General features: G+C 40.3%; 13 protein-coding genes. 5 read left to right on the top strand and 8 right to left on the bottom strand.

Going from position 1 to position 14,934, the window contains the following annotated elements; all coding sequences use genetic code 11:
• Position 1: 1 nt before the first annotated feature.
• Both L5B90_RS10880 and L5B90_RS10875 read left to right on the top strand, forming a co-directional pair.
• A complete protein-coding gene (locus L5B90_RS10880; protein WP_265762944.1) occupies positions 2 to 1,513 on the top strand; it encodes an Eco57I restriction-modification methylase domain-containing protein in 1,512 nt (503 codons plus the stop codon).
• Positions 1,500 to 3,980 carry a GIY-YIG nuclease family protein gene (locus L5B90_RS10875; RefSeq protein WP_326938242.1) on the top strand — a complete coding sequence of 827 codons (2,481 nt, stop codon included), beginning with the start codon at positions 1,500 to 1,502 and terminating at the stop codon, positions 3,978 to 3,980. Before L5B90_RS10880 ends, L5B90_RS10875 begins: the two co-directional genes overlap by 14 nt.
• Positions 3,981 to 4,056: 76 nt before the next feature.
• Here the strand turns inward: L5B90_RS10875 and icd are convergent, their stop codons facing one another.
• Positions 4,057 to 5,313 (bottom strand): NADP-dependent isocitrate dehydrogenase, encoded by a 1,257-nt coding sequence (gene icd / locus L5B90_RS10870; protein WP_265762943.1) that lies wholly within the window; start codon positions 5,311 to 5,313, stop codon positions 4,057 to 4,059.
• A gap of 110 nt (positions 5,314 to 5,423) precedes the next feature.
• Here icd and L5B90_RS10865 point away from each other — a divergent pair, with 110 nt between their 5' ends.
• A complete protein-coding gene (locus tag L5B90_RS10865; protein ID WP_265762942.1) occupies positions 5,424 to 6,125 on the top strand; it encodes a pseudouridine synthase in 702 nt (233 codons plus the stop codon).
• On the top strand, positions 6,118 to 6,573 hold the full coding sequence (locus tag L5B90_RS10860) for an NUDIX domain-containing protein (RefSeq protein ID WP_265762941.1): 456 nt from the start codon (positions 6,118 to 6,120) through the stop codon (positions 6,571 to 6,573). The genes L5B90_RS10865 and L5B90_RS10860 overlap by 8 nt, the downstream gene beginning before the upstream one ends.
• 72 nt (positions 6,574 to 6,645) lie before the next feature.
• Here the strand turns inward: L5B90_RS10860 and L5B90_RS10855 are convergent, their stop codons facing one another.
• The 7 genes from L5B90_RS10855 to xylA all read right to left on the bottom strand — a co-directional run bounded on the left by L5B90_RS10855 (position 6,646) and on the right by xylA (position 13,484).
• Entirely contained in the window at positions 6,646 to 7,251 is a 606-nt protein-coding gene (locus tag L5B90_RS10855; RefSeq protein WP_250351120.1) for a YagU family protein, read from the bottom strand.
• Positions 7,252 to 7,486: 235 nt separating this feature from the next.
• The gene (ruvX, locus tag L5B90_RS10850) at positions 7,487 to 7,906 is read right to left on the bottom strand and encodes a Holliday junction resolvase RuvX (protein WP_250351119.1); all 420 of its coding nucleotides are present in this window, start codon (positions 7,904 to 7,906) and stop codon (positions 7,487 to 7,489) included.
• Entirely contained in the window at positions 7,906 to 8,463 is a 558-nt protein-coding gene (locus tag L5B90_RS10845; RefSeq protein ID WP_250351118.1) for a YqgE/AlgH family protein, read from the bottom strand. The genes ruvX and L5B90_RS10845 overlap by 1 nt, the downstream gene beginning before the upstream one ends.
• Before the next feature lie 24 nt (positions 8,464 to 8,487).
• Positions 8,488 to 9,222, bottom strand: coding sequence for a 16S rRNA (uracil(1498)-N(3))-methyltransferase (gene rsmE, locus L5B90_RS10840; RefSeq protein WP_265762940.1), 735 nt, complete (start codon positions 9,220 to 9,222; stop codon positions 8,488 to 8,490).
• Positions 9,223 to 9,322: 100 nt separating this feature from the next.
• Entirely contained in the window at positions 9,323 to 10,504 is a 1,182-nt protein-coding gene (locus tag L5B90_RS10835) for a XylR family transcriptional regulator (protein WP_265762939.1), read from the bottom strand.
• 129 nt (positions 10,505 to 10,633) lie between these two features.
• A complete protein-coding gene (gene xylB / locus L5B90_RS10830) occupies positions 10,634 to 12,079 on the bottom strand; it encodes a xylulokinase (protein ID WP_265762938.1) in 1,446 nt (481 codons plus the stop codon).
• Between the two features lie 85 nt (positions 12,080 to 12,164).
• The gene (gene xylA, locus L5B90_RS10825) at positions 12,165 to 13,484 is read right to left on the bottom strand and encodes a xylose isomerase (RefSeq protein WP_265762937.1); all 1,320 of its coding nucleotides are present in this window, start codon (positions 13,482 to 13,484) and stop codon (positions 12,165 to 12,167) included.
• A gap of 275 nt (positions 13,485 to 13,759) precedes the next feature.
• Here xylA and L5B90_RS10820 point away from each other — a divergent pair, with 275 nt between their 5' ends.
• On the top strand, positions 13,760 to 14,926 hold the full coding sequence (locus L5B90_RS10820) for a MalY/PatB family protein (RefSeq protein WP_265762936.1): 1,167 nt from the start codon (positions 13,760 to 13,762) through the stop codon (positions 14,924 to 14,926).
• Positions 14,927 to 14,934 lie beyond the last annotated feature (8 nt).

Below are 14,934 nucleotides of genomic sequence, written 5' to 3'. Positions count from 1 at the left end.
AATGACAATTAATAATTACAACCCTGATGTACTTTCTTGTATTGCTAATTTATCAAGTGATGAAGTGTTTACGTCACCACAGTTAGCCAACAAAATGCTAGATCTCATTCCACCGCACTTTTTTTGCGATCCCACAAAGCGATTTCTCGATCCTTGTAGCAAATCAGGGGTGTTTTTGCGTGAAATCGCCAAGCGATTAATTAAAGGGCTTGCGCCACATTTCCCGAATTTGCAAGAACGCTTAAACCATATTTTTACCAAGCAACTTTTCGGCATAGGCATTACCACGCTTACCGCACAATTAAGCCGTCGTAGTTTGTATTGTAGCCGTGAAGCCAACGGTGAATATTCCGTATGTACAGCCTTTGATGATGAAAACGGCAATATTTTTTACCGCACTTTATCCCATCAATGGGAGAATGGTCGCTGTATTGAGTGTGGCGCAAGTCAAGAGGTGTTTGCGCGTGATGAGAAATTAGAAAGCCACGCCTACCATTTTATCCATTCTTATAGTCCTTTTTTTGAGCAATATAACAAGATGAAATTTGATGTCATTATCGGCAATCCGCCTTATCAGTTAAGCGATGGTGGCGCACAAGCCAGTGCCAGACCTATTTATCAAAAATTTGTGGCACAAGCGAAAGCGTTGCAACCGGAATATTTAGTGATGATTATCCCCGCGCGTTGGTATGCGGGGGGAAAAGGGCTTGATGAATTTCGTGCGGAAATGTTGCAAGACCGCCAAATTCGCCAGTTACACGATTTCCCTAATTCACAAGATTGTTTTACTGGCGTGGAGATTAAAGGGGGCGTGTGTTATTTCTTATGGCAAAAAGACTCAACGGGTAAGGCAGAGATATTCACTTATGAGGGAAATAATTTGGTGTCTCACGCTCAGCGTTATTTACAAGAAGAAAATCTGGATATTTTTATTCGCAGTAACGAGGCAGTGGAAATTTATCATAAGGTAAAAGGGTTTAATGAGGTGAGCTTTAATGAATGGATAAGTTCACGTAAGCCTTTTGGATTTGATACAAAGTTTAAAGGCTACGCAAAAAACAAAGATAATACGGTGAAATATTACGCCAATAAAGCGATAAATTATATTAGTCGTGGTGAAGTGAGCGTAAATCGCGATTGGATTGATCGCTATAAATTATTTGTACCTAAAGCCATTGGTTCAGGTGATGGTCGAGAAGATTTAGTTAAACCGATTTTAGCTGAACCTAATTCTTGTTGTTCAGAAACCTATTTAGTGTTTGGACCTTTTGATGATGAGAGAACAGCCAGAAATGTTATTTCTTATATTCAAACTAAATTTTTCCATTTTATGCTAACAATCAAAAAGAATACGCAAGATGCCACAAAAAAAGTATATGAATTTATTCCAATGCAAGATTTCTCACAATCGTGGAATGACGAAAAACTGTACGCAAAATATGGCTTAACCCCCGATGAAATTGCCTTTATTGAGGCAATGATACGCCCAATGGAAAGAAATGATGTCGAATAATTTACTCTTACCCCTACAACAACCGAAAATTTATGCGTACAGCGATGTGCGTTTTCCTAATATGCTCAAAGTGGGTTATACAACACGCAACGTTGCCGAACGGATTGCAGAACAATATCCGGTAAAAACACCCAATCAGAGTTATCAGCTTCAGCTTGAAGAATTGGCAATTCGTGAGGACGGCTCTTATTTTACCGATCACGATGTGCATCAAGCATTAGCCAAAATGCGCATCGTGCGCGCAGAAGGGGAATGGTTTCATTGTAACGTGGAACAAGTTAAAACCGCGATTGTCGCTGTACGCAATAGAATTGCCCCCGAAATGCACCGCACTTTAGATTTCGCAATGCGTCCAGAACAGCAAACCGCGGTGCAACGTGCCGTCGCATATTTCAACGCCTTTACTGCCGATCCGAGAAATGCCAATAAAGAACCTAAATTTTTATGGAACGCCAAAATGCGTTTCGGTAAAACCTTCGCGACCTATCAATTAGTCAAGCAAATGAATTGGCGTCGTGTGCTTATTCTCACCTTTAAACCAGCGGTAAAAACCGCGTGGCAAGAAGATTTACAGCAACATAAGGATTTTATCAATTGGCAATTTTTAGCCAAAGAAAATATGGACGAGTGGGAAAGCATTAAGCAAAAAAGCGAAGCCTTGCATAAACCGTTGATTTGTTTTCTTTCATTGCAAGATCTTCACGGACGCACCGCAAAAGGCAAAGTGAAAGCACGCAACCGTTGGCTTTATGATATTAACTGGGATTGTGTGGTATTTGATGAATATCATTATGGTGCGTGGCGAAACAAAACCAAAGAACAGTTTGATGATGGTGAGCTTAACACCGAATTGAGCGATCAAATTGAATTTGATGAAGATTTCTTAGGGCTGACAACATACCATTATCTTTATCTTTCTGGCACGCCATTTCGTGCATTAAATAATGGCGAGTTTATTGAAGAACAAGTGTTTAGCTGGACATACAGCGATGAACAGCAAGCCAAAATGCAGTGGGGAAATAAGCCTGATAATCCTTATCGCGCCTTGCCGAAAATGGTGATGATGACTTACCAAATGGCGGAAGATTTGCGCGTGGTGGCAGAAAAAGGCGAGCGTAATGAATTTGATTTAAATGAGTTTTTTGCTACCACCGGTGAGGGCGAGCAAGCCCAATTTAAACACCAAGATGCGGTGCAAAAATGGCTCAATTGGTTGCGTTATGGCGGAGAACATCAGCTTAATTTACGTTTAGATCCCCCACCAATGCCTTATAGTGATGTGAATTTGCTGGCGAATTTATTACATACGGTCTGGTTTTTGCCAACAGTAACAAGCTGTTTTGCTATGCGGAATTTATTAGCAATGCCACAAAATCAGTTTTATCACGATTATAACGTAGTCGTGGCGGCAGGGGCGCAAGCAGGCATTGGCGAGAGAGTCTTACCCCCTGTACGCCAAGCCATTGGCTCTAACCCATTGAAAAGTAAAAGTATCACCCTAAGTTGTGGAAAATTATTAACGGGCATTTCTATTCCTGAATGGTCGGGCATTTTTATGTTATGTAATCTAAAAAGCCCCGAAACCTATTTCCAAGCCGCTTTTCGTGTACAGACGCCGTGGGTAATGCGTGATGATAATCAGCAGGAAGTGGTTATCAAAGAATATTGTTATGTCTTTGATTTTGCGTTAAATCGTGCCTTAACTCAAGTGAGCGATTACAGCACCAAACTCAATCCAAAAGAAGACAATCCAGAAAAACAAGTGGCAGAATTTATCCATTTTCTACCGGTGATTTCCTATGATGGCGGTGCAATGAAACGCTTTGACGCAGGGGATATTTTGGATTATGCCTTAAGTGGTATCACCGCCACCTTACTGGCGCGCCGTTGGGAAAGCGCAATGCTGGTGAATGTGGATAATCTCACCTTAGATCGTTTAAGAAATAGTCAAGAAGCGATGGCGGCATTGGCGAAGATAGAGGGATTTCGTTCGCTAAATCAGGATATTACCACCATTATTAATCGCACCGAAACGGTGAAAAAAACCAAAACAGAAGCAGAAAAAGAGGGGCGAGAGCTAACCGCAACGGAGAAAAAAGAAATTGATTCGGCAGAAAAAGAGCGGAAATCCTTACGCAAACAAATTCAGGAAAAATTAATTAAATTTGCCACCCGTGTTCCTGTGTTTATGTATCTTACTGATTTCCGAGAACATTCCTTACGAGAAGTGATTGAGGTGCTAGAGCCAGAGCTATTTTTCACGGTAACAGGTTTAACGCAAAAAGATTTTCAATTGCTCGTCAATCTCAACGTGTTTAACCAATCACAAATGAACGAAGCGGTATTTAGCTTTAAACGTTACGAAGACGCAAGCCTTGAATATACAGGGATTCGTAAGCACCAAGGCAATTTTATCGGCGGTTATGACACAGCCATTAGTAAAGACGAATATCAGCAGTTGTATTAACGCGATTAAGGGCGAAAAAATAGTGCGGTGAAAAATTCTTCATTTTTTTACCGCACTTATCTTTTAGACGAAAATGCTACATATTTGCCACAATATCTTCGGCAAATTCTGAGGTTGAACGTAATGTCGCCCCTGCTAGCATTTCGGCAAAATCAAAGGTGACCGTTTTGTTTTCAATGGTTTTAGCAACTGCATTGACGACTAAATCAGCGGCTTCAGTCCAGCCTAAATGACGCAACATCATTTCACCACTGAGGATTAATGACCCCGGGTTGCCTTTGTTTTGCCCCGCAATTTTTGGGGCAGTACCGTGAGTGGCTTCAAAAATTGCGGCATCAGCCCCGATATTTGCCCCCGGTGAGATACCGATTCCACCCACTTGGGCGGCAAGGGCATCAGAAATATAATCACCGTTTAAATTGAGGGTAGCGATAACATCATAATCCGCAGGGTGGAGTAGCACTTCTTGCAAGAACGCATCGGCAATGGCGTCTTTGATGATAATGTCACGCCCAGTTTTGGGGTTAGTCAGCTTCATCCACGGGCCTTCATCAATGAGCGTTGCACCATATTCTTTCGCCACTTCGTAGCCCCATTCTTTAAACGCGCCTTCGGTGAATTTCATAATGTTGCCTTTATGCACTAATGTGAGGGATTTTCTATCATTATCAATGACATATTGTAAGGCAGCACGCACTAGGCGTTGTGTTCCTTGTTTTGATACGGGTTTGATGCCAATGCCACAGTCTTGTGGAAAACGGATTTTGTTTACCCCCATTTCTTGCTGTAAGAACTGAATCACTTTATCTGCTTCAGGCGAGCCTGCTTTCCACTCCACCCCAGCGTAAATATCTTCAGAGTTTTCACGGAAAATAACCATATTGACTTTTTCAGGGTGTTTAACTGGGCTTGGCGTGCCACTGTAATAGCGAATTGGACGTAAACAGTTATAAAGATCTAAACCTTGACGCATTGCCACATTTAAAGAGCGAATGCCACCGCCAACAGGCGTCATCAACGGGCCTTTAATGGCAACGTGATAGGCTTTAATAAAATCAAGGGTTTCTTCAGGTAACCAAGTGTTTTCGCCATAAACTTCATTGGCTTTGCCTCCCGCATAGATTTCTAACCAAGCAATTTTGCGTTTGTCTTGATAGGCTTTTTCCACCGCGGCATCAATCACGCGTTGCATTGCTGGTGTGACATCCACGCCAATGCCATCACCTTCAATGAAAGGAATGATAGGGTTATCAGGGACAATCAATCCCCCTTGTGCGTCTAAACGAATTTTTTCCCCCTGAGGAATAACAACGGCGGATTGGGTTTGACTCATTGGATTCTCCTTTAATGGTTGATGTTGTGTTATAGTGAGCAGAGAAAGCACATTGATAGTTTGGTAAAAATGTGCGTTTAGATTGATCTTTATTCATTCTCATAACATATATGAAGGCAAAATTTCTTTCAAGCCGTAATCAACAAGAACGGCAAAATTTACGCAAAAAAACGGTTCAGCATTTTGCGCGTAAAAAAACAATCGTACCAGATTTTGCACACACCAAAGTGGTGCTGTTTAATAAGCCCTTTGATGTGCTGAGTCAATTTAGCGATGAAAACGGGCGACAAACACTTAAAGATTTTATTCCTATTTTATCGGTTTATCCCGCAGGACGTTTAGATCGCGATAGCGAGGGGCTGTTAATTCTCACGAATAACGGTGAAATTCAGCATCGCTTAGCCGATCCTAAATACAAAACGGAAAAAACGTATTTCGTGCAGGTGGAAGGCGAGCCGACAGAGCCTGAGCTTGAACCACTACGCCAAGGGGTAAGATTAAAAGAGGGCAAAACGTTACCGGCAAAAGTGCGGGTAATTTCTGAGCCAGCTTTTTTATGGCAACGGGATCCGCCTATTCGCGTACGCAAAAGCATTCCGACAAGTTGGTTGGAAATTAAAATTAGCGAGGGCAAAAATCGCCAAGTTCGCCGAATGACCGCACATATTGGCTTTCCCACATTGCGTTTAATTCGTGGCAAAATGGCGGGATTTAGCGTGGAAAATTTGCCATTAGGGCAGTATTATCAATTGACGGCTCAAGAACTTGAAGCCCTTTATCAAAGGTTAAAATTAAGGAAATCCAATGCATAGACCTTATATTACGATGGCGTGCGTCGTCCATTGCCAAGGCAAATTTCTGTTTGTGAAAGAATTTGAATACGGCAAAATGACGTTAAACCAGCCCGCAGGGCATTTAGAGCAGAATGAAAGCATTCTTGCAGGGGCAATGCGTGAATTAAAAGAGGAAACGGGTATTCAAGCCACGCCAAGCAAGCTGATTAAAATCTATCAGTGGCACGCACCACGTAGCCAAAAAGATTATTTACGTTTTGTCTTTGCGGTGGAATTAGCGGAATGTTTGCCCATTGTACCGAGTGATCCGGATATTGAAGGCGGTGTCTGGCTCACACCCGAAGCGTTTCAACATTATATCCAACAAGCCGGGCAGGCAGAACGCAATCCGTTAGTCAGCCAAGCATTGCAAGATTATTTAAATGGCGAGGGGGTAAGTTTAGAAGTGCTGAGGCTGTTTGAATAAAATTGGTGAAATTTGCACCGCACTTTGTTTTTCACATAAAAATAAAGCCCGAATGGCTCGGGCTTTACTTGATTAACGATAAGGTTGATCCAATGGAACTTCAGGATCTGGTTGATGCGTGATGCGGTTACGTAGATCACGACGAATAATCTCAATTGTCCAGAACCAGAAGATATGTCCTACTAATTCAGAAATATGTTCGTATAATGGCCATTCTGCAACAGGTGGGGTTAAACCTAATGCTGGGAATGTGATGTAATGCACACAAATATCCGCGATTAAACCTGCACCAATACCTTGCCAGAATTTAATTTTAGGAAAACGTTCTGCCACAATACAGTAACCAATTGCAAAAACTAAAGAGAAGGTGATGTGAGTTACACCAATCCAGTCAAACCCGTGATCTGCAAAAGTGAATACCGCAGCCGTTGGATCGATGCCAATATAATCACGTAAGAAAACGTGTGGTGGGTTTAAAAACGCACGAGAACACACTTCTAATGCTTGTGAAGGATCTTGACAAGCCGCAACGAATAAATCGAATGGACTACGTGGTGGGAATGGATGTTCTGCCCCCCATTTTACAAAGGCAGAAATTAAACCACCGATAAAACCAACAAAAATTGCCACACCATAGCGACGGCGTGCAGGATCGGTTTGAGTGAAAATACCTGACATATAATTCTCCAAATAAAATGATAATTGTGAGTGATTTCTTTATTTATTAAATTTGATTAAATAAATAAAATCGCTAGCAATTCTATGCCTAATTGAGAATTAGTCAAGCAATTTTCTACCCCTAAAGAGATAATTCAAAAGAAGTATGATTGAGTGAGGTGAAAAATAAGCAAAAAAGAACGCGCAGAGTTAGTAATATTTTACAAACTCTGCATAATACCTTGTTTTTAAAGTATTATTCTTCAAAATTGTTAAACCAACTTTCTAAAATAATGCAGGCAGAAATGCTATCGACCTTGCCTTTTTCTAAGGCTTTAAAGCCACCACGTTGGAAAATTTCTGCGCGCGCTTCCGTGGTGGTAAGGCGTTCATCTTGTAAGATCACTGCTACGCCAAATCGTCCGTGTAAACGGTTCGCGAATTTTTTTGCCCGTTGGGTGAGGGGCTGTTCTGTGCCGTCCATATTTAAAGGTAAGCCCACAATTACCTTATCAGGTTTCCATTCAGCTAAGCATTTTTCAATGGCTTCCCAATTGGGAATTCCATCTTGTGCTTTAAAGGCTGGCAAAGGTTGCGCAGACTTTGTAATACTTTGCCCGACGGCACAACCGATGCTTTTTGTACCAAAATCAAAGGCGAGTGCGGTAATAGCCATTAACAATGCCCCGCTTGATAAGCAAAATTGTGCTGTTGAATACCTAATAATTGGTTGGCAGCTAACCAGCGTTCTAAATAAGGGACATCAAACAAAATATGTTCATTCGCTGGTACAACAAGCCAATCATTATTAGCAATTTCCCTTTCTAATTGATCTGGCGACCAACTTGCACAACCTAATGCTACTAGACATTTTTCTGGAGCTTGTGGTGTGCCAAGTGTATCAATCACATCCGCAGAGGTCGTCAGCCATAAATTATCAGCCACTTTATGGCTATTCATAAAGGGTTTGGCACTTTCCGTGTGTAAAATAAAGCCCCGTTCAAGGTTGGTTGGACCGCCTGCAAGAACGAGATCATCAGGATATTTACGGTTATCCGCCATCATAAAATTCATCTTAATACATAATTCTGCAATGCTCAGATCCGTTGGCTGGGTAAGGACTAATCCCATTGCGCCTTGTTCATTATGCTCGCAAAGATATACCACAGAACGATAAAAATGATCGTCTTCCAAATGGGGCATTGCGATTAAAAAATGGTTTTGTAATTGCATATTCTCTTTCCTAAATTTAAGGGATTAGGCTAAATCCCCAAAGCAAACTTGTAATGCGGTAATTGCCGTTAATGCCGCGGTTTCTGTTCGTAACACCCGCTTGCCAAGCAACACCTCCGTGAAACCTTGCTGCTCGGTTTGAGCAATTTCTTGTGGCGACAAGCCCCCTTCTGAGCCAATCAGTAAGCGCACACCTTCAGCGGGTAGGGCGGGTAAGGTGCGAATAGAATATTTCGCTCTTGGGTGCAAATTCAACTTTAACATTCCATCTTGCTCGGCACACCATTCTTCTAATTTCATCATCGGACGAATTTCAGGGATCACATTTCGCCCGCATTGCTCACAAGCAGAAATCGCAATTTTTTGCCATTGTTGAATTTTTTTCGCCATACGATCCGCATCTAACTTCACACCGCAACGTTCCGACCACAATGGCGTGATGACTTTCACACCAAGTTCAACGGATTTCTGAATAGTAAATTCCATTTTCTCACCACGGGACATCACCTGCCCAAGATGAATGGGCAACGGACTTTCCCGATCATCAAATTGGCGATCTAAAATTTCCACCGCCACGGATTTTTTGCTCACTTGCGTAATCACAGCAGGATAAATATGGTTACTGCCATCAAATAATTCAAGGCGATCCCCCTCCTGCATTCGCAACACCCGCCCAACGTGATTTGCCGCTTCTTCCGTTAATTCACACTGAGTTTGTTGCTGCAGAGAAGTAGGGTGATAAATTCTTGGTATTCGCATTTTTTCTTACTTTTAATTAAGGGATGTTTATCATATCAGAAATCAAAAAAACTTTGGGAAAAAGCACCGCACTTTTCCTTATTTGAGTAATAATAAAGGATTATTTATTTTGCCAATATGCCCGAAATGCTTTGGGCGTATTGCCCTGTTCTTTTTTAAATACGGAATAAAAATATTGCAAGGAGGGGTAACCGCACACTTCGGCAATTTCAGTAATTGCAATATCAGAAAATCGTAGTAAATGAATGGCTCTTTTCATTTTTTCTTGATGAATAATTTGATGAATGGTTTTATTCATTTCGGCTTTAAAACGGAGTTCTAAATTACTACGCGAAATTCTTAAATGATCTAGTACTTGCTCAACCTTTATCCCTTGACACGCACGTTGTCGAATATAATGCATTGCTTGTATAACGAGAGGATCACATAAAGAAAGATAGTCAGTAGAATTGCGTTCTTCAACGCCTAATGGGGGAATAAGTAGAGGTTTATTACTAACAGGCAGGTGATTCAGTTGATGGTGCAATAGTTTTGCTGCTTGATAACCAATTTGTTTTGTGCCTTGAGAGACGGATGACAGTGAAATGCGAGAGAGATATTGTATAATTTCTTCATTATCTATACCAATCACACAATATTGATCAGGCACCGCCATTCTTGCTGTTTCACAGGCTTGTAACAGATGCCTTGCCCTTGCATCGGTAACCGCTATAATTCCCGTATGTTGTGGAAGTGATTGAATCCATTGAATTAACTTTTCTTGTGCTGTGCGCCAATTTTGTGAATTGGTTTGTTCGCCTTGATAAAGGCGGATAGGATAAGCGTATTTTTGCATTAAGTGAATAAACGCATTTTCCCGTTCAATCGCCCAATGTTTTTGCTGATTTTCTGTGGGTAAGCCATAGAAAGCAAAGTGATTTAATCCTTTTTGTTTGAGATGTAAAAAAGCGGTTTCAATTAATGCGTAATTATCGGTAGCAACATAAGGGAAATGTGGATAAAAATCAGGATTTTGGTAAGAACCGCCCACGGCGACAAGGGGAACATCTATATTTTTCAGTAATTCGGCGGTTTCTGGATCATCAAAGTCAGCAATAATTCCGTCAATGGAAAGGCGTTGGATGGTTTCTTTATGGTAAACAAAATCATCTTCCATAAAAATATCCCACGTGCATTGAGAGGCCTGTAAATATTGACCGACACCTGCGACAACTTGGCGATCATAAACTTTATTAGCATTAAAAAGTAGTGCGATACGATAAAACTTTCCTGTATGTTGCATATTTCCGTTCCTACCTATCTCCATTTGATGAATAGCATAACGAAATTTAGAAAAAATTAAACCGTTTGTTTTCATTTGAAGTGCGGTATAAATTTAGCCCATTTTTACACCGCACTTGATTTTACTGACTTAAAGCCCTTTTAATCGTTGATAAAGTTGATGATATTTTTCTCGTTTTTGTTGATATTGCTGATAAATTTGACTATTTGGTTGATAAATATTTTCAAGTGGGAGTGGCTTACAATAGTCAGCAAGCGGTTGCGTTGGATTTAATGCAATTTGGGCTAATTTGGCTGCTCCAAGAGCTGGTCCAACATCTCCTCCTGTGCGATATTCAAATACTTTTCCCGTAATATCTGCTAATAATTGTCGCCAATAGGCACTTTTGGCTCCTCCGCCAATAAGGCTTATACTCGTTGCTTCTGCGCCTGTTTCGTGTAAAACATCAATGCCATCAGCAAGGGCAAAACTAACGCCTTCAAGCACTGCTCTCGCCATAGTAATCGCATCATCATTGTGGTTGAGTCCCCAGAATACTCCTGTGGCATAAGGATCGTTATGCGGCGTACGTTCACCAGAAAGATAAGGTAAAAAAAGTGCATCGGAAGGGGTTTTACAGTGCTCTATTTGGTTGAAGAGTTGTGCGATATCGCGAATTCCCGTAATATTTTTTACCCAATCAATCGCAGAAGCGGCGCTTAAAATCACCGACATCAGATGCCAACGTTCAGGGAGGGCGTGGCAGAAACTATGCACGGCTTTTTGTGGATTGGCGCTGAATTGATCCGTTACTACAAAATAAACCCCTGATGTTCCTAATGACAACATTGCTTGCCCAGCTTGATACAGTCCTATTCCTATTGCACCTGCTGCGTTATCGCCACCACCTGCCACAACAGGAACGGATTTCATTCCCCATTGTTGAGCAATATCTTGACGTAAATAGCCTGTAATTTGGTTGCCCTCAAATAATCTCGGCATTTGTTCAATACTGAGTTCGCAAGCATTGAGAAGAGTCTCACTCCATTGGCGTTGTGCAACATCAAGCCACATTGTTCCTGAGGCATCTGACATATCAGAGGCATATTCCCCCGTCATTCTTAAACGGAGATAATCTTTTGGCAATAATACTTTGTTAATTTTGGCAAATAATGCAGGCTCATTCTTTTTTACCCATTTTAATTTAGGCGCGGTAAACCCCGGCATCATCAAATTGCCAGTAATTTGACGAGATTCGGGGACGCTTTGTTCTAATTCCAGACACTCATTTGCACTACGCCCATCATTCCATAAAATAGCTGGGCGAAGAATTTGATCTTGCTTATCAAGTAATGTTGCACCGTGCATTTGCCCAGTTAAACCAATGGCTTTAACATCATTCAGCGGATGTTGTTGTGCTAAGTTAAGCATTGCGTGCTCTGTTGCTTGCCACCAAGTTTCAGGATCTTGTTCAGACCACAGTGAATGTGGGCGAGAAACAGATAAAGGATGATGTGTGGTGGCGAGAATACGCTGTTGTTCATCAAGTAATACAACTTTTACCCCAGAGGTGCCGAGATCAATACCAATATACATAATCACTCCTTTTGATAGGACAAAGGCTTGCAGCGTACTATATATCCTACAAGCCTTATTATTCCGCGTTTCTTAATCCTTAATATTAGTCATAAATATAACGATTAACCAAATTCTCTAAATATTCTTGCTGACCTGAAATTGGTTGAGGATTTAGATTTTGGCGTTCAACAAGTTCAGCAAGGCTTGCTAAAGAGGCTTGACCAGAGAGAATTTCCTGTCCTAATTGACCTTCCCAACCTGCATAACGCTGCGCAACAATTTTTTCTAATTGCTGTTCTTCAAGCATTTTAGCTGCACGTTTGAGTGATAAAGCAAGTACGTCAATAGCACCAATATGCCCATAAAATAAATCATAAGGATCGCAACTTTGGCGGCGAATTTTGGCATCAAAATTAAATCCCCCTGTAGTAAAGCCACCATTTTTCAAGATTTCATACATAATTAATGTATTTTCTTCAACACTATTTGGGAATTGGTCGGTATCCCAACCAAGTTGAGGATCACCGCGGTTTGCATCAATAGATCCAAAAATACCTAAAGCATAAGCGCTTGCAATTTCATGTTGGAATGTATGGCCGGCAAGTGTGGCGTGGTTCGCTTCAATATTCACTTTGATTTCATTTTCTAAACCAAATTGTTTTAAGAATCCATAAACCGTTGCCACATCATAATCATATTGATGTTTGGTTGGTTCTTGCGGTTTTGGTTCAATCAATAATGTGCCTTTAAAACCAATTTTATGCTTGTGATCAACAACCATTTGCATAAAACGTCCTATTTGCTCACGTTCCCGTTTTAGATCGGTATTAAGTAAGGTTTCATAGCCCTCTCGACCGCCCCATAATACGTAATTTTCACCACCTAATTTTTGGGTTGCATTCATTGCATTGACAACTTGTGCGGCAGCCCAAGCAAAGACTTCTGGATTTGGATTGGTCGAAGCCCCCGCCATATAACGTGGGTTAGTAAAACAATTCGCTGTTCCCCATAATAATTTTATGCCTGTATCTGCTTGTTTTTGAGCCAGAACATCTACAAGAGTATGGAAATTATATAAATATTCTTTAAAGGAGTTTCCTTCTGGCGCAATATCAACATCATGGAAACAATAGTAAGGAATACCTAATTTAGTAAAAAATTCAAACGCAATATCCGCTTTCTGTTTTGCCCCAACAAGCGGATCATTATTTTTTTGCCAATGACGATCAAGCGAGCCGGCACCAAACATATCATTACCATTCCAACAGAAGGTATGCCAATAACAAACTGCTAAACGCAAATGCTCAGCCATTGTTTTGCCTAAAATGACTTGATTGGCATCATAATAGCGAAATGCCAAGGGATTGGTTGAGTTTACCCCTTCATAACGGATTTTATCAATTTTATCAAAATAGTTTGTCATCGTTCTTTCTCCTTATTGCATTAAGTTCATTCGCATCATTCACTAAAAATGCAAAGGGAGCAATTACGTTATTTTATTTATTCATTAAGATTATTCTTTATTGTGCAGAAGATCACAAAAAAGAAAAAACATAATAGCAATATTAATTTTCTGAATAGTAAAACAAAGCAGCAAACTTTAAATTAACCTTAGGAGAAAATAAAAATGCGTTTAGTGCGTTTAAATTTGCTATGTAATCAGCTGGGTATTTCTAATTCTAAAACAAGGAGAAGAATATGACACATAAAGCCTATAAAAAACAAATAGCTGAACGCATCGAACAATATAGTGCGAAGTGGCATAATTATCGAGGCGAAAACTATATTTCAATGTCCGTGGCTGATATGGATTTACCTGCCCCCCAAGCATTGATTGAAGCACTTGATAAAGCAAATAAAACGGGCATTTATGGTTATACATTATTACCTGAAAATTATTTTGACGTCGTCGCAAACTATATTAAACGCCATTATCATTATCCCGTTGATAAAAATGAGATTGTATTTTGTCCCAGAATTATTCAGGGCATTGCCATTTATTTACGGGAATTCACGCAACCGTCTGATAAAATTTGTTTATTCACGCCATCTTATTCCCCCATTACCAATATCATAACCGATAACCAACGTGAGCTACTAAGCTGTCCTTTAGTCTATAAAAATAATGGTTATCATATTGATTTTACAAGTTTGGAAGCCTGCTTTAAGCAAGCTAAAACATTTATTTTACTTTCCCCTCATAATCCAACAGGGAGAGTATGGACATTTGAAGAATTACAAAAAATTGCACAATTAGCCGAACAATATCAGGTTTTTATTATTTCTGATGATGTTCACGCTGATTTTACTTTTACCCAACAAGCACACCAAATTATTGCGGGCATTACGCCTTATGTGAAAAATCATTCTATGATTTGTACCTCTCCAGCAAAAACATTCAATATCCCGGGATTAGAAATTGCGAACCTGTTAATTCATAATCGTAAAATTAGAGAAAAATTACACCGCAATTTATTGCAGCTTGGCATCCATAATCCTAATTATTTCTCTATTCCAGCTATTATGGTGGTATATCAACAATGTGATAGCTGGATAACACAAATTAAAAATGAAATAGCCGAAAATAAACAATTCGTAACACATTTTTTTGCCCAAGAAATACCACAATTTGATGTGGTTTGTACTGAAGGAACTTATTTGCTATGGGTGAATTATCAAAAATTAGTGATAGATGAAGCAACATTAAAAAATCGCATAACCAACCTTGCACAAGTGGAGCTGGCTTGGGGAACAGATTTTGGGATCGAAGGAATGGGATTTTTCCGAATGAATATTGCAATGCCACGGGCTTTATTACAACAGGCTTTAATTCAACTTCGAGATGGGTTAAAACAACAAGCATAAGGGGAATA

Origin of the sequence: Avibacterium sp. 20-129, assembly GCF_026226845.1 — a bacterium.
Lineage (GTDB): Bacteria > Pseudomonadota > Gammaproteobacteria > Enterobacterales > Pasteurellaceae > Avibacterium.
The sequence above is the reverse complement of the archived record's forward strand: the minus strand, read 5'-3'. Positions and strand labels throughout refer to the sequence as shown.